The organism is Neobacillus niacini NBRC 15566 (genome assembly GCF_001591505.1).
GTDB classification, from domain to species: Bacteria; Bacillota; Bacilli; order Bacillales; family Cytobacillaceae; genus Neobacillus; species Neobacillus niacini.
The window spans coordinates 123,032-144,131 of sequence record NZ_BCVA01000008.1; the positions used below are offsets into that span (position 1 = coordinate 123,032).

At 38.3% G+C, this 21,100-nt stretch carries 17 protein-coding genes; 14 read left to right on the forward strand and 3 right to left on the reverse strand.

All coding sequences use genetic code 11. The annotated features are described in order from the left end of the window. The first annotated feature begins 88 nt into the window (after positions 1-88). Positions 89-2,512 (forward strand): Ig-like domain-containing protein, encoded by a 2,424-nt coding sequence (locus BANA01_RS09635; RefSeq protein ID WP_063252914.1) that lies wholly within the window; start codon positions 89-91, stop codon positions 2,510-2,512. Positions 2,513-2,968: 456 nt separating this feature from the next. Here BANA01_RS09635 and BANA01_RS09640 read toward each other — a convergent pair whose 3' ends face one another. Further along, a complete protein-coding gene (locus BANA01_RS09640) occupies positions 2,969-3,817 on the reverse strand; it encodes a LysR family transcriptional regulator (protein ID WP_063252916.1) in 849 nt (282 codons plus the stop codon). Between the two features lie 159 nt (positions 3,818-3,976). Between BANA01_RS09640 and BANA01_RS09645 the strand changes: the two genes are divergently transcribed. From BANA01_RS09645 to BANA01_RS09700, 12 genes are all read left to right on the forward strand, one after another. Beyond that, positions 3,977-5,062: an XdhC family protein gene (locus tag BANA01_RS09645; RefSeq protein ID WP_063252917.1), complete on the forward strand. Its 1,086-nt coding sequence runs from the start codon at positions 3,977-3,979 to the stop codon at positions 5,060-5,062. A 364-nt stretch (positions 5,063-5,426) separates the two neighbouring features. Next, on the forward strand, positions 5,427-5,876 hold the full coding sequence (locus BANA01_RS09650) for an SRPBCC family protein (RefSeq protein WP_063252920.1): 450 nt from the start codon (positions 5,427-5,429) through the stop codon (positions 5,874-5,876). Between the two features lie 51 nt (positions 5,877-5,927). Beyond that, complete coding sequence (locus BANA01_RS09655) at positions 5,928-6,806, forward strand: FAD binding domain-containing protein (RefSeq protein WP_063252922.1); 879 nt, start codon at positions 5,928-5,930, stop codon at positions 6,804-6,806. A 28-nt stretch (positions 6,807-6,834) separates the two neighbouring features. Further along, a complete protein-coding gene (locus BANA01_RS09660) occupies positions 6,835-7,386 on the forward strand; it encodes a (2Fe-2S)-binding protein (protein ID WP_082799461.1) in 552 nt (183 codons plus the stop codon). Continuing rightward, entirely contained in the window at positions 7,383-9,686 is a 2,304-nt protein-coding gene (locus BANA01_RS09665; protein ID WP_063252924.1) for a xanthine dehydrogenase family protein molybdopterin-binding subunit, read from the forward strand. The genes BANA01_RS09660 and BANA01_RS09665 overlap by 4 nt, the downstream gene beginning before the upstream one ends. A gap of 2 nt (positions 9,687-9,688) precedes the next feature. Next, complete coding sequence (locus BANA01_RS09670) at positions 9,689-12,022, forward strand: xanthine dehydrogenase family protein molybdopterin-binding subunit (protein ID WP_063252925.1); 2,334 nt, start codon at positions 9,689-9,691, stop codon at positions 12,020-12,022. A gap of 59 nt (positions 12,023-12,081) precedes the next feature. Then, positions 12,082-13,371: an FAD-dependent monooxygenase gene (locus tag BANA01_RS09675; protein WP_063252926.1), complete on the forward strand. Its 1,290-nt coding sequence runs from the start codon at positions 12,082-12,084 to the stop codon at positions 13,369-13,371. Positions 13,372-13,490: 119 nt separating this feature from the next. After that, positions 13,491-14,351, forward strand: coding sequence for a DUF3891 family protein (locus BANA01_RS09680; RefSeq protein WP_063252927.1), 861 nt, complete (start codon positions 13,491-13,493; stop codon positions 14,349-14,351). A gap of 42 nt (positions 14,352-14,393) precedes the next feature. Continuing rightward, positions 14,394-15,149: a maleate cis-trans isomerase family protein gene (locus BANA01_RS09685; protein ID WP_063252930.1), complete on the forward strand. Its 756-nt coding sequence runs from the start codon at positions 14,394-14,396 to the stop codon at positions 15,147-15,149. Between the two features lie 68 nt (positions 15,150-15,217). Next, a complete protein-coding gene (locus BANA01_RS09690) occupies positions 15,218-15,589 on the forward strand; it encodes a DsrE family protein (protein WP_063252931.1) in 372 nt (123 codons plus the stop codon). A gap of 14 nt (positions 15,590-15,603) precedes the next feature. Next, positions 15,604-16,287, forward strand: a complete 684-nt coding sequence (locus BANA01_RS09695) for an isochorismatase family protein (RefSeq protein WP_063252933.1) — start codon at positions 15,604-15,606, stop codon at positions 16,285-16,287. A 142-nt stretch (positions 16,288-16,429) separates the two neighbouring features. Further along, a complete protein-coding gene (locus tag BANA01_RS09700) occupies positions 16,430-17,131 on the forward strand; it encodes a GntR family transcriptional regulator (protein WP_063252936.1) in 702 nt (233 codons plus the stop codon). 76 nt (positions 17,132-17,207) lie between these two features. Here the strand turns inward: BANA01_RS09700 and BANA01_RS09705 are convergent, their stop codons facing one another. Together BANA01_RS09705 and BANA01_RS09710 are read right to left on the reverse strand one after the other, a co-directional pair. Continuing rightward, positions 17,208-17,969, reverse strand: a complete 762-nt coding sequence (locus BANA01_RS09705; protein ID WP_063252938.1) for an IclR family transcriptional regulator — start codon at positions 17,967-17,969, stop codon at positions 17,208-17,210. 304 nt (positions 17,970-18,273) lie between these two features. Then, complete coding sequence (locus tag BANA01_RS09710) at positions 18,274-19,518, reverse strand: MFS transporter (protein WP_063252940.1); 1,245 nt, start codon at positions 19,516-19,518, stop codon at positions 18,274-18,276. Between the two features lie 333 nt (positions 19,519-19,851). Between BANA01_RS09710 and BANA01_RS09715 the strand changes: the two genes are divergently transcribed. Beyond that, entirely contained in the window at positions 19,852-20,874 is a 1,023-nt protein-coding gene (locus BANA01_RS09715) for a molybdopterin-binding protein (protein WP_063252965.1), read from the forward strand. Positions 20,875-21,100 lie beyond the last annotated feature (226 nt).

Consider the following 21,100-nt stretch of genomic DNA (forward strand, 5'->3'; position numbering starts at 1 on the left):
TATTAATTAACTGTAGGTGTTAAATGATAAGGGGTCTTTAATATTGGTTAAAGACCCCAAAATATAATCATGAGGAGATGATTAAATCTTGAATAAAAGATTAATTAAAGGAAAGAAAATGAAGGCTTCCATAATAGCTGCGGCAATAACCATTTCAAGTTTAGCGGCAATTCCTATAGATAATAAAGCGAATGCCGTTACTGCAACAGTTGATCAAATGGAGAGAGTACTCGCATTTCCAGGGGCAGAAGGCGGGGGACGTTATACTACCGGCGGAAGATTTGGTGAAGTCTATATGGTTAATACTCTAGAAGACTATGGAACAGGAGAAAAGCCGATCCAAGGTTCCCTGCGTGATGCCGTAAGTCAGGATAACCGCTTCATTGTCTTTAATATTTCCGGAAACGTCAATTTAAAGGAACCACTTTCACTAAGAAAACGGAAGAATATCACGATTGCTGGACAAACTGCTCCGGGGGATGGAATCACCATCACTGGATACGAAACGAATATCAGTGATTCTGAGAATGTTATTATTCGCTATCTCCGATTCCGTCCAGGTGCTGAAAATGTGCATACCGGTGATTCTATGGACGCCATTTGGGGGAGAAGCATGAAAAATGTCATGATCGATCATATATCAACAAGCTGGTCTACTGATGAAACGATGTCCTTATATCGCGCGGAAAACATGACTGTACAGTGGTCTATTGTTGCAGAGAGTTTAGCAATGAGCGGTCATACGAAGGGTCGTCATGGGTACGGTGGAATATGGGGTGGAGTAAATACCACTTACCATCACAATCTGGTTGCAAACCATACCTCTCGAAATCCCCGTTTAGGCGGCGGCACTGCCGAGGCAGATGACAACAACCATATTGGCTTGTTTGATATAAGAAATAATGTGATTTATAACTGGGGATTTAACACTGCTTACGGCGGAGGCAGAGCCTATGCCAATTATATTAATAACTATATGAAGCCGGGATTAGGCACACGTACAAGTGTAGAATCACGGGTGATTGATGCAGGGGAGAAAGACAAACCAGGTAAATTTTACATTAACGGAAATGTACTTGAAGGGAATAATGAGGTATCCAACGATAATTCAAAAGGCATTTATGTTTCTGAAAGCGCTGCCCTAACAACAGAAATCGTCAATGAAGAGTTTATGATGGATGGAACAGCTGAAGAAGCACTTCGAACAACAACTGCTGAAGAAGCATATACTGAGGTTTTAGCTAAGGCTGGAGCAACCTATCCAAAAAGGGATGCCTTGGATGCCAGAATTGTAAACGAAGTGAAGAACAATCTAGGAAGATTTGTTAATCGTCATGAAGAAGTAGGGGGCCTTCCATTTACGGAAATAACTTCTCGGCCAACAGGTTTTGATAAAGATCAAGATGGGATAGCAGATGCTTGGGAGCTTAAAAATGGTTTAGATCCGAATAATTCTAATGATAGCCCAGAATTATCCACAGATCAAAGCGGTTACACTAATCTTGAAAATTACGTGAATTCCTTGATTGATATGGAATATAAACCAGAAAACCCAGAAGTTTCATTGAAAAGCCCAACAAATAATCAAATTTATAAAACTAGTGAAGCCGTTACTATTGAAGCAGATGTAACAGGAAAGTCAGAAATTGACAGAGTAGAATTTTATAATGGAGATCAGATTATTGGAACCGATGTAAGCGAGCCATTTACTCTGACCACAAAATTACCAGATGGTACCTATTATATTTCCGCCAAGGCAATTGATCAATCAGGTCTGCAGACACAAGCGACAGCCTCTGTTATACATGTCAATAGCGATACCAATCTAAAACAATGGAAATCAACGGATATTGGAACACCAAATATTCCAGGCCATGCTTCCCTTACAAATGATGTCATGACGGTGAAAGGTTCTGGAAAGTTAATAGCAGCTGATGATAAATTCCACTTTACTTATCGTAATTTGGCAGGAGATGGAGAATTGATAGCAAAGGTAGAGACTATGACACCTGTCGACCACCATTCTTTTGCTGGATTAATGATCAGGGAAACTCTTGAAAAAGATGCAAAAACCGTGGCGTTAGGTCTTTCCTATACAAAATCTTATTCTTGGAAGGAAAACGGAACAACTTACTATAGAAATCCATGGTCGGCGTATTTAGCCTCTCGTTATGAACAAGGTGGAAATATGGACGAGTTGGATGAAAACCTTGATACTCCAAGTAGTGCGATGGAATCTGGAGTTGCGTTACTAAATGATATTCCATTTAAAGATAAGGACCAGCATTTGGGTTATTATTTAAAAGTTAAACGAACAGGTGATGTTTTTAGAGCAGAGGGATCTACCGATGGAATTAACTGGACGCTAATAGGAGAAAGAAAGATAGAAATGAATAAGAAAGTTTACATTGGAATGGCCGTTGATGGTAACAAAGTGTCTAACCGTTTAGATAATCTAAATACTGCTACTTTTTCTGATATCCATTTCAACTTTTCAAAATCAAGCAAATAATTGACTGTATTCATTTTAGTTTGAACCCAAAAAAAGCACCTAAATTAAAACTGCAGAAAAAAGTAAGAAAAAGCAGATTCCAATTGATCTGCTTTTTTTTTATGGATTTGGACCCTAGCCATGCTGTTTTAAACGAAAACTTTTGGATGGGTTGTTTACTATACATCTAACGGTATACAATGCTAGCAAATCTCCATACAGTAAAAATAACAAGACTTTTAGTTGGCAAGTCGTCCTGCTAGTAATGAAACAACAAATGTAAAAGGGAATGCCAACGAACTGCATAAGCGAGAGTAGCCAGTCTGCGGAGAATAAGTCTATGCTCAAGGAGAATTTTGAGAAGCCAATCCAAGGTGAAATAGAATTGTATGGATTGCAGACCCATGAAGAAAGTAAAATTCTAAACGGTCCAGGAACTCCATAGTTTTTAGTACATTATCTAAAAATTTTTTACTATTAAGTCAAAAAGATATCCTCATAGAATATTTCGTTTTTTCTGCATGCCAGGTAATATTGAATTTCACAAGTCAGTAAATCGGTATGAATTGGGATGTGAACTAATCTTCCTTTCTTAATCTCGTTACAAAATGCATTTGGAGGAAGAAATGATACTGCATTTTGGTTGTGAATAAGGTCATTCACTAATTCAATCTGATTAGTCATTATTCTTTTCCTGCATGGTATATTTCTTAACATCGTTTGATCTTTAGAAAAAGATTTGTAGAAAATTAGATATTCCTCTTCTAAATCTGTTACATCTTCCAAACAGCTTTTTTCCGCCAGAGGATGTTCGCTTGAGACGATTAATCCAAATGGTTCATTATAGACTGGATGAGATTCTAATTGTTTATTGATGATTGGCTCAGTTACAAAAGCAATGTCAAGAATTCCATCAATTAGCGATTTAGCTATCAGAGAATGATCCATGATAAGAAGATTAATATTTTTATTATGAACGTCATTGAGTAAATTGATTTTTTCATAAATGAATGGATGTGTTAATGCAATAGAGCTGCCAATAGTCATTAAATTTTCATTAGCATCCTGGTTTATTTCACTTTTTGCTGTTTTTAAGGTCTCGATAACTTGTTCCGCATATGGTTGAAACATTTTTCCTGCGCGCGTTAGTTCTACACTTCGTTTTCCTTTTTTTCCTCTAACAAACAATTCTTGGCCAAGTTCTTCTTCTAAATAACGAATTCTATTCGATATCGTTGGTTGGGGAACAAAAAGTCTCTTTGCAGCTTCAGTGAAATTTCCATTATTACAAACTATTAAGAACGTTTCCAAATACAGTACGTTCATAACAAACATCCCCTTTCATAAGTCGAAATTGAATATTAAGAATATTGATAATTTACAAAAATTATTATATCATCTATTTATCATATGTAAATACACAATCACAATTAGTAAACAAATAGTCTGTAAGCTTATTTAACATAGATTTAGGGGTGTGACATAATGAATGATATTTGTAGGTTAATAAAGAAATTGAAAGAACAGAAAGACAATATCTTTGCGATGGCAACCATAATTCGCGTTGATGGCTCTGCATATAGAAGAGAAGGTGCAAAAATGCTTATAGGAGAAGACCGCAGCTATTTTGGAACCATAAGTGCCGGTTGTTTGGAAGAAGATTTAATCTATCAGGCACAGGAAGTCATTCATTCACTTAAAGCTAAGACGGTTAAATATGATCTACGATCTGAAGATGATCTTTCTTGGGGGCAAAGTGCCGGGTGTGATGGGGACATTGAAATATATATTGAACCGATAGGGTGGGAATTGTGTAAATTACACCCAAATACCCCTTTATGGCCTTATATTGACCAACAATTAAATAATGGTATAAATATTGTTTCTGCAAATCTTATAAATGACGGTGATAAACAGGGCAGTATAGTCCTTTTTTCTGATTACGAAAAAATCCTAGGAGAGTTTGAAGACAAAAATATTGAACCAAGATTAATCTCCCATATCAAGAATTTTGTTTTTAGTGGAAGCAAAGTAAAATTGATTCATATTGATGAGCCAAATTGCGAGTATTTACTCGAACGATACCAACCAAAAGAAAAATTATATATTTTTGGGGCGGGTCCTGATGCTGAGCCTATAGTTGAGCTCGCTTCACAATCCGACTTTTCTGTCACGGTAATAGATCCGAGAAGCAGTCGCTGCAGTGAAAAAATTTTCCCAAAAGCTGATTTTCGCTTCATCGAACATCCAGAATCTTTTTTTAATAAATTAGAAATTCCAAATGATAGTTTTGTGCTGGTCATGACCCATAATTTTAATAGGGATCAAACAATCCTTCAATATCTTTTACAATCCCCTCCAAAATATCTTGGTGTTTTAGGACCAAAAAGAAGAACTGAACGGTTAGTAAATGATAAAGATTTATTATCATTTGTTCATTCCCCGATTGGATTAAGTATAGGTGCAGAAGGACCAGATGAGATTGCTATAAGTGTGCTGGCAGAACTAATCAAAATTAGAAATCAATCCAGTTCTCAGATTAAAGAACAAAGTGTAAGTTGTTTGATTTAGTTTGTTTTTCATCTGCAAATTATAAGCGAAGACTAGATGTTGTCTTCGCTTATTTCTTCTATTTACATAATAAAAAAACTATTACATAACACTCCTTTAGGACGACATCGAGAGTTGCCTCTTCTATTTTATTGCATTCCAGATTTCAATAGTAATTTAGATTTATAACAAAAACCTTATGGAAATATAAAAAATTTATTATTTCATAAAATTTACGTATTTCACAATTATATATAATATATTTTATAATTTTTTCAAGAAAGAGAAAATTCTAATAATTAATTAGAATCTGAACAGGATACCTATAAAAACTCATCCTGAGTCACTTGTAAGGAAAAATCATATTCGTAAAGGTGGTTTTATTATGAAGGTACAAGGTGAGATTATTGTTGAGGCAAGTCAAGAAGAGGTTTGGAACGCTCTAAATGATCCTGAGGTTCTTAAAAAAGCAACTCCTGGGTGTAAAGTTTTGACAGAAACAGAGCCTGATAGCTACAAGGCTGATATTGTAATTGGTATTGCAGCGGTACGTGGTGAATATGAAGCAGAGATCAAAATTTACGATAAATTAGGACCAAACAAATACTGTTTAGCAATGAAGGCTGACAGTAACATGGGCTTCTTGGAAGGAAATGCCATTGTAGAACTTAGTTATTCACATCCTAACACTACCATCTCGTATGAAGGAGAAGCTCAGGTAGGCGGAAAAATAGCTGGTGTTGGTCAGCGCATTTTATCAGGTATCGCCAAGATGATCGTAAAGGACTTCTTTAAGAAAATTGCCAAAGAAACAAAAGCCCGAACAGCAATTTAATTAGAAAGTCAGTACATTTATTAACATTCTAATTTGGAAAGAGGGTATAACGTGAAACCAGCTGTTTTTGACTATTATTCTCCATCAGGGCTTGAAGAAGCATTAAGCTTATTGGATGAATTTGGTTATGATGCAAAAATCATGTCTGGAGGACAGAGTCTTATCCCAATGATGAATATGCGTTTAGCTCGTCCTAAAGTCGTAATTGATATTAGTAAAATAGACGAACTCAATTTTATAAATATTACCGATTCTGTTATTCAAATCGGTGGACTTACTAGACACTTTCAAGTAGAGGAGTCAAAAGAAATCGGGGAAATATGTCCTTTACTTACAGAAGGAATGAAATTGATCGGACATTCACAGATTCGGTCTCGCGGGACGATAGGGGGCAGTGTTGTCCATGCTGATCCAACTGCAGAACTTCCCGTGATGCTTAGTACACTAGGTGCTACTATTACTCTCGCATCATCAGAGGAGTATAGAACACTTACGACAGATGAGTTTTTTATGACTTATCTAACGACAACTATTGAAACGAATGAGATATTAGTATCCATTGAGATTCCGATTCCTCCTGCAAATACAGGTTTTGCGATTGATGAATTCACCTTGAGAAAGGGAGATTTTGCAATCGTTTTGGCTGCTGCTTCCGTGACATTAGATGATGAGGGCAGGGTTAAATCCGCTACCCTTGGCTTAGGTGGGGTAGATGGAGTCCCAGTTATATTAGATGAAATAACAGAGGAACTTATTGGACATTTTCCTGATTCTGATACGATTTCAGAATGCTGTAATCGAATTGGAGATTTGGTAGATCCTGAGCCGGATATTCATGCAAGTGGTGAATATCGAAAAGATTTATGTATTACCTATGCAAAACGAGTGTTGGAACGGGCTGCTGAGAAGGCAGCGAATCGTAAGGGTTAGTAATCTAGTACTATACGGAGGTGGAATCATGACACAAAGTAACTTAAAAAACATTGCTTTAACCGTGAATGGGAAAGAATATACCGCTTCAGTTGAGCCTCGAATGCTATTATCTGATGTACTTCGCGATGAGCTTGGATTAACCGGAACACATGTGGGCTGTGAGCACGGAATTTGCGGAGCTTGTACGGTGATCATGGATGGTCGACCTGTCCGCTCTTGTCTAGTATACGGGGTTCAAGCCGATCAGGCTAAGGTTCAAACAGTAGAAGGCTTAGCAGATCCTGACGGTGGTCTTCATCCATTGCAAGAGGCTTTCTGGGAAAAACATGGTTTGCAATGTGGATTCTGTACACCAGGCATGCTCATGTCGGCCTGCCATTTCCTTGAACAGAATCCAAATCCTAATCGTGAAGAAATCCGGGAAGGCATTTCAGGAAATTTATGTAGATGTACGGGTTATCAAAATATCGTCGATGCCGTGGAGTTAGCGGCGGAATTGCTCTCCAAAAACAAAAAGTGTGATGATGAGTCTAGTGATTTACAGGTCGTACAGACAGGAAGGAAAGTGAATGTATGACCATCGGCACGAGTGTGAAGCGAATAGAAGACCCGCGGTTAATTACAGGTAAGGGTCAATATGTTGGAGATATAAAGCTGCATGATCAATGTGAGGCTGTAATTGTTCGTAGTCCTCATGCTCATGCAAATATTCTTCGAATAGATACAGAGAAAGCAAAACAACTGCCCGAAGTTCTTATGGTAATGACAGGATGGGACTTGCCGAAAGATCTTTCTCCCATTCCGATGCGGCTAGCCCCTAATGAAGCCTTGACGAAAGCACTGCAGTTCCCACTGGCGAAAGATAAAGTCCGTTATGTTGGGGAACCGGTGGTGCTTATTGTCGCAACGTCTAGGTACACAGCAGAGGATGCAGCAGACCTGATAGATGTCACATATGAATCATTAGCTCCTATCACGGATGTACATACAGCGATTCAATCCGATACAAGTGTGCTGCATCCTGAGATTGGTAGCAATGACCTCTTCCTCATACATTCGAAAAAGGGATCTGTCAATGAGGAATTGAAAAAGTGTCCCTATGTTATTGAAGAAGATTTATATGTACAGCGACATTCTGGTATTCCGCTAGAAACTAGGGGCCTTCTTGCTGTGGTCCAAGAAGATAAAAGACTTACAGTCTATGGTCCTACAAAGGTGGTTCATTTCAATCATCAAATACTTGCTAGGTTATTAAAAATAGATTCTCAAAACATTCGATTCATTGAAACGGATGTGGGTGGAGGTTTTGGTCCTAGAGGAGAATTCTACCCCGAAGACTATTTAATCCCTTATGCTGCCCTCAGGCTTGGCCGCCCAGTTAAATGGGTGGAGGATCGGCTGGAACATATGGTGGCAACGAACCATTCACGTGAACAAAAGCACCATGTGGTTGTAGGATTTGATGAGAGCGGTAGGATTCACGCCTTACGTGATGAAATTTTTGTGGATACAGGAGCGTATATTCGTACTCACGGCATAACGGTTCCCGTATTGACCCAAGGGATGTTTCCAGGACCGTATGATTTTCATGCACTAGAATTCATAACACATGTAGTTGCTACCAATAAAACACCAACCGGAACCTATCGTGGACCGGGGAGGTTTGAAGGCACTTTTGTACGTGAGCGTATTATTGATATTATTGCAAAAAAACTGAACCTCGACCCGACAGTAGTGAGAGAGAGAAATCTAATTAAACCGGAGCAAATGCCCTATACAAATGGTATTTCGGCACTCGGTCAGGTGGTGGAATACGACAGCGGAGACTATCCTCAAATTCTAGACATAGCCCGAAATGCAATGGAATGGAATCAATTTGCTGAACGTAAGGCTCTCGCCGCAGCTGAGGGCAAGATTATTGGATTAGGATTTGCCATGTTTGTAGAAAAATCTGGGTTAGGACCTTGGGAATTCTGTGAAGTTGAGATCCTGGAAAAAGGAGATTTAACCTGCAAAACTGGCCTAGCGGACGTCGGTCAAGGGGTAAAGACAGCTTTAGCTCAAATTTGCTCTGATCAATTGGGCATTCCTTATTCGAAGGTTACTGTTATTCATGGAGATACTGATGTAGTTGAAAAAGGAAATGGCTCCTTTGCTACACGCGGTACGGTGGTAGGAGGTTCTGCAGCTTGGTACGCGTCTGAAGCACTTAAAAAGAAGTTGTTACTGGTTGCTGCCGAATTGTTGCACCTTCCAGCCGAAGAACTGGATATAAAGAATCAATTGATTATCCATATTACAAACCAGCAGTGTCTCTGTCAGTTAGAAGACATCATCACAGAGTGCAGAAAGCGTGGAATTGAACTTCGTGAAAAATATACCTTTTCGATCGATCATATGTCCTATCCGTATGGTATTCACGCTGCTGAAGTAGCGATTGATTCAGAAACAGGGAAAATTAAAATTGAAAAGTATTATATTGCTTATGATATTGGCAAGGCAATTAATCCCTTATTGGTACACGGACAGCTAGTTGGCGGAATGGCCCAGGGACTAGGGGGAGCCCTTTTTGAAGAGCTTCGGTACGATGACAACGGACAGCTTATAACGGGATCATTTATGGACTACTTGATACCGAGTTCTATGGAAATGCCAGAAGTTGAAATTGAAATTTTGGAAAATTCTCCTTCACCATTAAATCCACTTGGAGTCAAAGGGGCAGGAGAAGGAGGAACTGTTGCGGTTGCACCTGCAATTGCAAACGCGATAATTAATGCACTTGATAAATACCCTATCGAAATTACTTCCTTACCAATACGGCCTGAAGTGATAAGAGACGCAATAAAAAAAGGTCCTGTAACGAATGAGGAGGAGTAAACATGAAGTATATAGGTAAGGCCATGAAGCGAAAAATTGATCCACGTCTAATTAAAGGCAATGGGCGATATATCGCGGATCTGAACATTCCAGGAACATTGAGCGCCGCTTTCCTTAGAAGTCCGCACGCTCATGCGCGGATTCGGGAAATTGATCTTGAACAGGCACGTAAGCTGCCAGGTGTTGTGGCGGTTTTTGGGCCAGAGGATGGACAGGAGTTTGATTCGCTGCCCGTACTATTTCCCCACCCGAAACTGGTGCCTGTAACACAGAAGCCACTCGATACTGTAGTCCACCATGTGGGTGAACCGGTTGCGATGGTCATCGCTAAAAATAGGTATATTGCAGAAGATGCGATTGAACTGATTAACGTCGATTACGAACCGCTGCCTGCAGTTGCCCATTTGGATCATGCCATTCAAAGTGACGCGCCCCTTGCTCATCAACACTTGAAGTCGAATGTCGCAGCTCATTTTCAACAGTCGGTAGGGGATGCAGAGGCGGCCATGAAAGAAGCACCAGTTGTTGTTCATCATCGATTCAAAATCGGTCGGGTCAGCTGTTTGCCAATTGAAACAAGAGGCTTGCTTGCTAAATGGGATTTTAATGCACCGGAACCATTCCTGGAAGTCTATGCCGCAACCCAGAGTCAGCATGAAATGCGTTCAATTTTAGCGAAATTACTAAAGGTTTCTGAAAATAATATCAGGGTTATTGCACCAGATGTAGGTGGAGCCTTCGGTGCAAAAGCTATTTTTTATGTAGAGGATTTTCTTATTACATGGGCCGCTCGTAAGGTAAAGGCACCTGTACGCTGGATCGAGGACCGGCTTGAACATATGATGAGCTGTATTCATGAACGAGAACAATATCATGAAGCTTCTCTAGGTGTTACCAATGACGGAAAGATCCTTGCCGTAATGGATACAATGCTTGCCAACAATGGCGCATATGTACCTTGGGGGATAATTGTACCTATTATGACTTCTACTCTTATACCCGGTCCATATAAAGTACCTAATTATTTTTGCGATGCTAAGGTCATCTATACCAATACTGTTCCTATGGCTCCGTTTAGAGGGGCTGGCCGCCCGCAGGCTGCATTAATTTTAAATCGATTACTTGATCAGGCAGCTGAAAAACTTGGGATGGACCCATTAGAGATTCGCCGACGGAATTTGATTAAAGAGGATGAATTTCCATATAGAACAGGACTCCTGTCTCGAGATGGAAAACCTCAGGTTTATGATAGCGGAAATTATGGAAAGGTTTTAAATGAAGCTGTTGAAATTTCAGGCTATTCCGAGTGGCGTAAGCGTCAAATAGAATACCGGAAGCAGGGGCGCTATATCGGAATTGGAGTTGCCTCAGCAATTGAAAACACAGGTTTTGGTTCATTTGAAGGAGCAACCGTTCGTGTTGAAACTACAGGCGAAATAACTGTGCTGACCAGTGCTGCTACTCAAGGACAAGGTCATGAAACAACATTTGCTCAAGTAGCTGCTGAAGTATTTGATGTACCGGTGGAGAAAGTCACTGTACGTGAAGGAGATACTGGTCTCATTACTTACGGAACAGGAACTTTTGCCAGTAGAATGGGTGTAATTGTGGGTACGGCGGTATACAAAGCATCTCTAACAGTGAAGGAGAAGGCTTTAAAAATTGCGGCCGCTAAATTGAACACAGCAATCGACGTATTAGAGATGAAAGACGGACATGTATATTCGGTTGAACAACCTTCTATAAAAATCAGTTTAGGAGACTTAGCTCATGAAGCAAAAGGACTCTTCCCTGGAACTACATTCCCTTATTCGGTGGAACCAGGATTAGAGGTTACTGACTATTTTGCTCCGGAAGCTGCTTCGGTAACTGGGATGACAGATATTGCAGTAGTCGAAATCGATCCCAAATCATGTGCGATACAAATTTTAGATTATACATCAGTACATGATAATGGAAAGCTGCTCAATCCACTTGTAGTTAAGGGGCAGGTCCAGGGGGGAATATCAAATGGAATTGGAAATGCATTGTATGAGGAAATCGTTTACGACAGACAAGGTCAGTTGTTAACAAGTACGTTAATGGATTATCTTGTACCTTCTGCTTGTGAGGTACCTGAAATGAAGATTGGGCATGTTGAAACACCTTCTCCGCTTAATCCACTTGGAATGAAGGGAGCAGGAGAAAGTGGCACCATTCCTGTACCAGCTGTCATTCAATCTGCTGTTGAAGATGCATTGCGCAAATGGAATATTAAGGTTGAAAATATTCCTGTAAAACCAGCTCAGCTTAGAGATCTTATGAAGCAATCCAAAGAGTTTGCAGTGAGTGGATGATCTTAAGTGATTGAAATAAATCTTATGTAAAAAAATTGCAAGAAAATAGGTGATGATTAATGGAGGAATTGATAAAAGAAGTTCAGTCTGATGTCTGTATCGTTGGTGCAGGACCTGCTGGAATGCTATTAGGACTACTTTTGGCGAAACAGGGGCTTGAAGTGATTGTACTCGAGCAAAATGGCGATTTTCACAGAGAGTATCGAGGTGAAATAACACAACCGCGTTTTGTTCAATTGATGAAACAACTAAATTTACTAGATTATATCGAATCAAATTCGCACGTAAAAATTCCTGAAGTAAACGTTTTTCATAATAATGTGAAAATTATGCAGCTGGCATTTAATACTCTGATTGATGAAGAGAGTTACTGTGCAAGACTCACACAACCTACCCTTCTTTCGGCACTGCTTGACAAAGCAAAAAAATATCCAAACTTCAAATTGTTATTTAATACCAAAGTGAGAGACCTACTAAGAGAAGATGGCAAGGTTACTGGAGTATATGCTGTAGCTAAACCTGGCGAACAAATTAACTTCACAGAGGATGAGGTTTTTGAGGGGAATTTAAATATTAAATCGAGAGTAACTGTAGGCGTGGATGGAAGAAATTCAACTATGGAGAAGCTGGGGAATTTTGAACTAGAACTCGATTATTATGATAACGATTTATTATGGTTCTCCTTCGAAAAGCCAGAATCTTGGGATTATAATATTTACCATTTCTATTTCCAAAAGAACTACAATTATCTTTTCTTACCGAAACTAGGCGGTTATATTCAGTGTGGAATTTCTCTTACTAAAGGTGAGTACCAGAAGATAAAGAAGGAAGGTATTGAATCCTTCAAAGAAAAAATCCTTGAAGATATGCCGATTCTTAAACAACACTTTGATACTGTTACAGACTTCAAATCCTTCGTCCAACTTTTATGCAGGATGAGATATATAAAGGATTGGGCGAAGGAAGAAGGCTGCATGCTCATTGGTGACGCAGCCCATTGTGTTACTCCTTGGGGAGCAGTAGGAAGTACACTGGCTATGGGAACAGCAGTTATAGCAGCAGATGTTATTTATAAAGGATTTAAGAATAACGATTTATCACTTGAAACGCTGAAACAAGTTCAAAGTAGACGTAAAGAAGAAGTAAAAATGATTCAAAACCTGCAATTAACGATAGAGAAGTTTTTGACAAGAGAGCCTATTAAGAAAGAGATCGCTCCTCTAATGTTCAGTATTGCTACCAAAATGCCAGATATAACTAATTTATATAAAAAATTATTTACAAGGGAATTTCCTCTTGATATTGATGAATCGTTTATCTTTCATGATGAATTAGTTGAAGCAAATTAAACCATACCCTAGTATTGTATAAATCAATTAGAAGATCATGGGATCGAGTTTAAACGATAGTTTTACAGATTAAAGATATGAAATTCTAGTAATCTGGTTAAATAAAGGAGAATTAATGAATGTTTATTACGAAGCATGAAGATGGATTTTTATATATTGTGAATCAATATGATCATTCAGTCCAAGCTGGAGAGGTTGCTCGTCATTGGGGAAATGAACAATTTGCCCGTCCAGACCATTTTGAGTCCCTTTGCTTGGCGGTCCAAAAGCATGATATAGGCTGGATTGAGTCTGATACAAAAGTTTTGTTCAACGACGACAGTGGTCAGCCTGTTCCTTTCCTTAATGTCAACCTGCTCCAACACGTCGATTTTTACGGGAAGGGTTATGAACAAGTAAAAGAAGAGGACCCTTATGCTGGACTCTTGGTAGGAATGCACTGGATTGGCTTATATACGAGCCGTTTCGGATATGATCCTTCGTTCACTTTTAAAATCCCGGAAGATTTGGCTCCACTTATCGATGAAAAAATTATCAGCCTGCAAAAAGAATGGGTCGATTTAAAAATGAATTTATGGGAAAAGACAGGACCTAGAAGTCAATTCGAAAATAATTTGTGGAAGAATTATGAGATTGTTCAATTTATGGACCGACTCTCACAATATGTTTCTATGCATAAGCAGGATACGACCAATGAATTTATTATGGGACCAGTACGTCAAAGTGTTGATAGCAAAGGATGTATGATTACTGTTCAAGGGCAAGGAAATGGAACGGTTGTTGTAGACCCGTTTCCTTTTGATTCCGAAGTAGAAACCACTGTGGTATTGCGAAAAATTCCAGATATTCGATATGAATCGCACAATGCAGTATATAAAGCACTTGAAGAAGCAGAAGTAGAACGTATCACATGGAAATTCATACCTTCACAGCAAGAACAAAATGTTAAAACCGAATCCAACGAAAGTGTTATATCGTAACTGCCATAAAGATTTACTATCTAACAAAGTGGAGGTTTAATCATGAAAAAAGAATACCGTCTTGGACTGATTGTACCAAGTTCAAATACTACAATGGAAAAAGAAATCCCAGCTATGTTGCTTTCAAGGGAACAAATTGAACCACAAGAAACGTTTACCTTCCATTCCAGCCGCATGCGCATGATGCATGTTACAAAAGAGGAATTGGCAAAAATGGATACAGCAAGTGACCGATGTGCGTTGGAGCTCTCAGACGCACGCTGTGACGCACTGGCTTATGCATGCCTCGTAGCGATCATGTCACAAGGTCCAGGCTACCACTGTATTTCTGAGGACCGTCTTTCAGCGATTGCAAAGGAAAATGGTACAGCTGTACCAGTAGTCAGCAGTGCAGGTGCCTTAATTGAAGGGATCAATGCTTTGGAAGCAAAAAAGGTAGCGATCATTACACCTTATATGAAACCCTTAACAAAGTTAGTGGTCGATTATATCGAATCCACAGGTATTGAAGTTACTGATTCTATCAGTTTAGAAGTTTCCGATAACTTAGAAGTGGGTAAACTCGATCCTTTAAACTTGATTAATATAGTTGATAACTTAAATATAAGCAATGCCGATGCGGTTGTTTTGTCAGCCTGTGTACAAATGCAGTCTCTTCCGGCCATTCAAAAGGTACAGGATAAGATAAATCTACCTGTTCTTTCCGCTGCTACTTCAACAGTGTATAAACTATTAAAAGAGTTGAAATTAAACCCCATAGTTCCGAATGCAGGCTACCTACTTTCAAGGGGATATTAAATACAAATCCCCTAAAGTAGAGTTATTGTTGGGGCTAGACTAAATTATTAGATTAGGAGGAATTGTAAATGGCAAAGATTCTTATTCATTTGACACATGGACCTGAAGCACCAACTCAAGCTGATCGTGCATTTCTTATTGCGAAAACAGCGATCGATGAAGGGCATAAAGTATCCATGTTTCTAGCAGGAAGTGCTGTGCAACTGCTGCGCGATGATATATTAGATAGTGTAATTGGTATTGGAGATGGTGTAACCTCTCTACGTGAATCATACGATACGATTGTTTCCGGCGGAGGAGATATTTATCTTTCCAGAATTTCCTGCGGTGCCCGAGGTATGACTGAGCATGAGTTAAGTGGAAAAAAGGTAGAACTAGCTGAACCAAATGTTCTTGTGCAACTTACCGTAGATCATGATCGCGTCATTACGTATGGATAAGAGGAGAAAATATAATGATTCGGATTTGGGATAATTATTTAGATGAACGGGATAAGAAGGTCTACCAAGGAGCTGGCTTGGGAAAACCGACGGGAATAGGTAAAAAACCTGCTCTTGTAATTGTAGATGTACAATATGGCTTTACAGGGGATTCTCCGGAAAACATCGAGGAATCGATTCGAAAATATCCAACTAGCTGTGGAGAAAGCAGCTGGGCGGCCATTGAACATATTAAATTACTCTTACATGCCGCAAGAAAAGCTGAACTTCCCATATTCTTCACCATTATTGAGGGAAGTAAATCCTCCTCTAATGATCGCGTGGCAATCAAAGGGAATATTTTCGATCATCCAGCGCTTTTGGAAGGAGAAAAGGGTACACAAGTAGTAGAAGAGCTAAAACCTCAATACGGAGAGATTGTCATCTCTAAGAAAAAACCTAGTGCTTTCTTTGGGACACCATTAGTCTCCTATTTAACAGCCCAGCAGGTTGACACCGTAATCGTTACGGGCTGTACAACAAGCGGTTGTGTTCGTGCCTCTGTTATAGATGCCTTCTCAAACAATTATCGAGTGGTTGTTCCAGAGGAATGTGTGTTTGACCGAGGCATTGCTTCTCATGCTATTAATCTTTTTGATATGCAGCAAAAATATGCCGATGTGGTGCCTGTTGATGAATTGATAAAGGAACTTTATTAATTTAAGTCAGGTCCATGGAGTGCTTTAAAGAGTGGAGTGGCAAGAAGATTAGTTGTTACGGATGAGATAAAGAGAAAGATACAAACTTTACAAAGTTGAAATGGAAGGTTGATCATGAATATTTTGGATAGGAGGGAGGAGGATGAGTACATCCAGTAAACTCCTTAAGGAAACAACATCAATGGCTGTTTATCGGCTTTTATATGACCACATAAAAACGGGTTATTTTCAACCCGGTGAATGGATAAGAGAAAGACAACTCAAAGAGTTATTAGGAGTTAGCAGTACACCAATTCGGGAAGCTATAAAGATGCTTGTTCAAGAACGAATCTTAGAGTCTGTTCCTCATCATGGAGTTCGGCTTAAAAACTTTTCTATTAAAGAGATTGAAGATATTTATGAACTAAGGGCGGAAATTGAAGGCTTGGCAGCCCAACTAGCAGCTAAACGTGGAAGTATTAACCAGTTTAAAACAATGGAGGAGCTTCTAGAACTGACAGAAAGAAAAATAAGGGAAAATAGTAATATTCCGGATTCTGAATTACTTATTTTTAACAATGATTTTCATGATCTAATCATAGAAGTAAGCGGAAATCATGCGTTGAAAAATACTCTTTATCACCTTCGGGCAGGAATTGATTTAATCCGAGTAATGTCATGGAAGAGTAACAGCGGTCGTTCATTCGAAACCTTACATCAGCACAGGTTAATTTTGGAAGCGATTAAGGCACGAAATCCAAATTTAGCTCGTAAAAGAACCCAGGAACATATTTGGGATTCAGTAAAATTAGTTTTAGAATCTGCAAAAGAGTCGAATGGTAATAGCGTGACGGTATCAACCTAAATGTATATATTACAAAAACTCCTCTTTAAGAGGAGTTTTTATGTAATCAAAACATGTATAAAAGTTTCTTTGTCTATTATTCAAACTGCAATGACTGGGATAATTCCATACACTCTTCTTTTAAACATTTTATCAATTCTGAATCACTCGATAGATCCAATACACCTAAAATCCCAACAATTGAGATAGTGGCAATAATTTTATTATCCCTGCCGAATACAGGACACCCAACGGCTACAATCCCCGGTATGAGAGATTCCCTTGTGATGGAATATCCATTTTTCCTAATTTCTGCAAGTTCATTTTTAAATTCTTCCGGATTTAAATGATGCTCAATGATTTCTTTCTGAATCATTTCTTTTGTTACCACCTCAGGCAAAAAGGCGGCAAACAACCTTCCTGAAGTAGTGAGGACGATACTAGTTTGATACCCTACTCTAATTCCTATATTGACCGAACGGTTACTCTCTTTTAATTCGATGGGATAGGGAGCATTTCCTCTCCAAATGGTTAAAAAAACCGTCTCATTTAAAGTGTTTCGCAATTTGATTAACGTTGGTGAAGCTAACTCTTTGATATCCAAGCTTTTTGAGGCTTTATTCCCAATACTGATAAGATCCGCTCCAACTGTATATTGAAGAGAAGAATCCCTCTGTAAGAAACCTGTGCGACAAAAGCTGGTAAGGTATCTATGTAGTTTACTTTTAGATATCTCGCACAGCTCTGATATTTCAGATATGGAAAGAGGCTTGTCTGCTTCTGCTATTTTCTTCAGAATATTTATGCCGAGTTCCAAAGATTGAATCCCTTGTCCGCTCATTTCTAGATCCATTTTCATATCTTCTATTATTTCTCCTTTCTTATCCTATGTCGTGAATATGTAATAAAAATACCACTATATGTATATGAATATTTGGAAAGGAAAATCGGGGTTTTAGTTGCGTTTATCAACTAGTATATAAATAATCCAAATGTTTCGCAAGATAATCTAACAAAGAGTCCTGGAAAATTCACATAATATTTTAAAAAAACAGTCTTTTGAATCACGTGCATTGAAATTTTATTCAAGAATAATAAAAAGAAACATGCACTGAATGGCCTTCAACGAAAACAAGGTATCCAGTACATGTCTAAACAATATATTACAAAGCTTCTTTGATAATCGTTTGTTCTTCGTCTTCTAGTTTTTGTTTGACACGTGTTTCTTTCCCAAGGAACAATACATTTAAAGCAGCAATGATACTTGTTACAAAGAACATGATAAAAATGGTAGTGAAGGAAACATCCTTTGCTATTAGAGTCCCTACTACTAGTGGACCGATTATGGCACCTATACGTCCTGCTGCATTTGCAAAACCTGCTCCTGTAGCACGAATACTTGAATCGTAATGATCGGTTGTGTATGCATAGGTTGTTCCAGTTACTCCTAGGAAGAAAAATGAGAGTGCCATACCTCCAGCAATAAGCATTGGTAATGATTCTGCATTACCGAATATTATTGCACTAATGGCTGCCATGATTAAATAAGAAATCAATACAAACTTACGGCCAACCTTTTCAACAAGCCAGGCAGCACTAAAAAACCCAGGCAATTGTGTTAATGTCATTAATAATACATAACCAAAACTTTTAATTAGACCAAATCCCTTTAATACCATAACAGAAGGTAACCATAGGAACATTCCATGATATGAGAACATTACTAACAGCCATAGGATCCAAAGCATTGAGGTATCCTTTGCATATTTTGGTGACCAAAGCGTTTTAATATTTTGTAAAATGCTAGTATTTTTCTTTCCTGTAGATTGGAATTGTGGAGAATCAGGAAGCCCTTTACGCATATAGATCGCTAAAAGTGCTGGTAAGGCTCCAATGATTAAAGCTGAGCGCCAACCCCAAATCGGCATGATAAAATACGCAATCATTGCTGATAGAATCCACCCTACTGCCCAAAAACTCTCCAGAAGAACAACCATACGTCCTCGTTTATGATCTGGAACATTCTCCGCTACTAAAGTTGAAGCTACAGGAAGTTCACCGCCTAAACCAAGACCAATAAAGAATCGGAAAATAAGAAATACAGCGAAAGTAGTCGAAAATGCTGATACTCCACTTGATAGAGAAAATAATAAGACCGTGTACATCAGAATCTTATTTCGACCTACCCGATCGGCTAATGCACCAGCAACGATTGCCCCTATGAACATACCAACCGCATTAACACTTCCTAGTAAACCTGCTTCCTGGGGTGTTAGATTCCATTCTATTATTAATGCAGCAGCAATAAATGATATTAGACCAACATCCATTGCATCAAAAATCCAGCTAAATCCTGATACGATAAAGATTCTCCGAAAGGAAACTTTTTTATTACTCTTGGTCTCCATTTTCTATCACTCCCTTTTCTTTATACTTCATGTGTCTACTGCTAATCCTCCATTCCTCTAATTTTAAAAATTCAAAATATTATATCTTCTATAAATGATAATTTATATTTTATATATTGTTAAATATCAAAATCTTATCAAAATATAAATTTTTGACATGGTAATTTAATTGATTAATAATTTTGGAGCTAGTACTATGAAAAAAAGATACAATTGAAGATAACATAATATTTCGAAAAAAATATCTTATCAATGAATATAATTCTATTTAATATAGAAAGCAAATTCAATGAAAGCTTATATTCTTGTAATAAAATATTATTATCTGTTTTAATGGCAGAAAAAGGAGGGAAAATCGATTTGAATAAAGTGGTTATGAAAGAGGTTAAGGTTGAAAATGCTGTTGGTTTGGCACTTGCTCATGATCTTACTCAGATTATTCCGGGGAAATTTAAGGGACGATTGTTTAAGAAGGGCCATGTCATTAGGGAAGAGGACATTCCTAAATTATTGGATATTGGTAAAGGTCACATATATATCTTAGACTTACCAGAAGAAAATATCCATGAGGATGAGGCTGCCCAAAGGATGGCGAAAGCGATAGGAGGAGAAAACCTATATGTTGTAGGACCATCAGAAGGAAAAATGACGATTAAAAGTGAAATAGATGGTCTTTTAAAAATTAATGAAAAAGTAATACATCAGATTAATAGTCTACAGGGAATTGCCCTTTCTACTTTAACAACCAATCGTCCTGTTAAGAAGAATGCAGCTGTAAGTGGTGTTAGGCAGATACCACTTATATTAGAAGAGTCGATAATAAGGGAAGTTGAATCTATATGTCAGGAACATTCTTATGTGGTAAAAGTGATTCCGTTCCGTGCACTAAAAGTTGGGATGGTAACGACCGGCAGTGAAGTTTATGAAGGAAGAATTCAAGATAAATTTGGTCCCGTGGTTAAAAAGAAAGTAGAGGACTTTGATTCAAAGATTGTCGAGCAATGTTTTGCTCCTGATCAGACAGAAATTATTGAAAGTAAAATAAAATACCTTCTGGACCAAGAAGTAGATTTAATTTTAGTTACCGGAGGCATGTCAGTGGACCCTGATGACCGTACCCCGCTAGCGATTAAAAATACAGGTGCAGAAATTATCCGATATGGCATTCCCATGTTACCTGGGTCAATGATGCTGATTTCCTACTATAATGATATCCCTATATTAGGTCTCCCTGGTTGTGTGATGCATGACCCTTATACTTCATTTGATGTTTTTCTGCCTCGAATTCTTGCGGGAGAAAAAATAACAGAGAAGGATATTGTTACTCTAGGATATGGTGGGTTTCATACATGTTAAAAGTGAGGAAATAAGTTTTAGATAACAGAAGCGAGGGAAAACATTACTCTTATCTACATCCAATCAGGTGCCAAAATGCTACACTAAATAATCCCCACCTAGAATGAGGTGGGGATTATTTAATGAAGTAAGATTAATTGAAAATGCAAGAATACTAAATATGAGGTTTTAAATTACGCATGAAACTAGAATATGACAGTTTATAGATTAATTATTTGTTTGTTAT

What these genes read in the sequence shown, in the direction of transcription:
- BANA01_RS09640 (WP_063252916.1), bottom strand. Translation starts at nt 3,817, where the DNA reads ATGAACGTACTGTATTTGGAAACGTTCTTAATAGTTTGTAATAATGGA.
- BANA01_RS09645 (WP_063252917.1), top strand. Translation starts at nt 3,977, where the DNA reads ATGAATGATATTTGTAGGTTAATAAAGAAATTGAAAGAACAGAAAGAC.
- BANA01_RS09650 (WP_063252920.1), top strand. Translation starts at nt 5,427, where the DNA reads ATGAAGGTACAAGGTGAGATTATTGTTGAGGCAAGTCAAGAAGAGGTT.
- BANA01_RS09660 (WP_082799461.1), top strand. Translation starts at nt 6,835, where the DNA reads ATGACACAAAGTAACTTAAAAAACATTGCTTTAACCGTGAATGGGAAA.
- BANA01_RS09665 (WP_063252924.1), top strand. Translation starts at nt 7,383, where the DNA reads ATGACCATCGGCACGAGTGTGAAGCGAATAGAAGACCCGCGGTTAATT.
- BANA01_RS09670 (WP_063252925.1), top strand. Translation starts at nt 9,689, where the DNA reads ATGAAGTATATAGGTAAGGCCATGAAGCGAAAAATTGATCCACGTCTA.
- BANA01_RS09675 (WP_063252926.1), top strand. Translation starts at nt 12,082, where the DNA reads ATGGAGGAATTGATAAAAGAAGTTCAGTCTGATGTCTGTATCGTTGGT.
- BANA01_RS09680 (WP_063252927.1), top strand. Translation starts at nt 13,491, where the DNA reads ATGTTTATTACGAAGCATGAAGATGGATTTTTATATATTGTGAATCAA.
- BANA01_RS09685 (WP_063252930.1), top strand. Translation starts at nt 14,394, where the DNA reads ATGAAAAAAGAATACCGTCTTGGACTGATTGTACCAAGTTCAAATACT.
- BANA01_RS09690 (WP_063252931.1), top strand. Translation starts at nt 15,218, where the DNA reads ATGGCAAAGATTCTTATTCATTTGACACATGGACCTGAAGCACCAACT.
- BANA01_RS09695 (WP_063252933.1), top strand. Translation starts at nt 15,604, where the DNA reads ATGATTCGGATTTGGGATAATTATTTAGATGAACGGGATAAGAAGGTC.
- BANA01_RS09700 (WP_063252936.1), top strand. Translation starts at nt 16,430, where the DNA reads ATGAGTACATCCAGTAAACTCCTTAAGGAAACAACATCAATGGCTGTT.
- BANA01_RS09705 (WP_063252938.1), bottom strand. Translation starts at nt 17,969, where the DNA reads ATGAAAATGGATCTAGAAATGAGCGGACAAGGGATTCAATCTTTGGAA.
- BANA01_RS09710 (WP_063252940.1), bottom strand. Translation starts at nt 19,518, where the DNA reads ATGGAGACCAAGAGTAATAAAAAAGTTTCCTTTCGGAGAATCTTTATC.
- BANA01_RS09715 (WP_063252965.1), top strand. Translation starts at nt 19,852, where the DNA reads ATGGCAGAAAAAGGAGGGAAAATCGATTTGAATAAAGTGGTTATGAAA.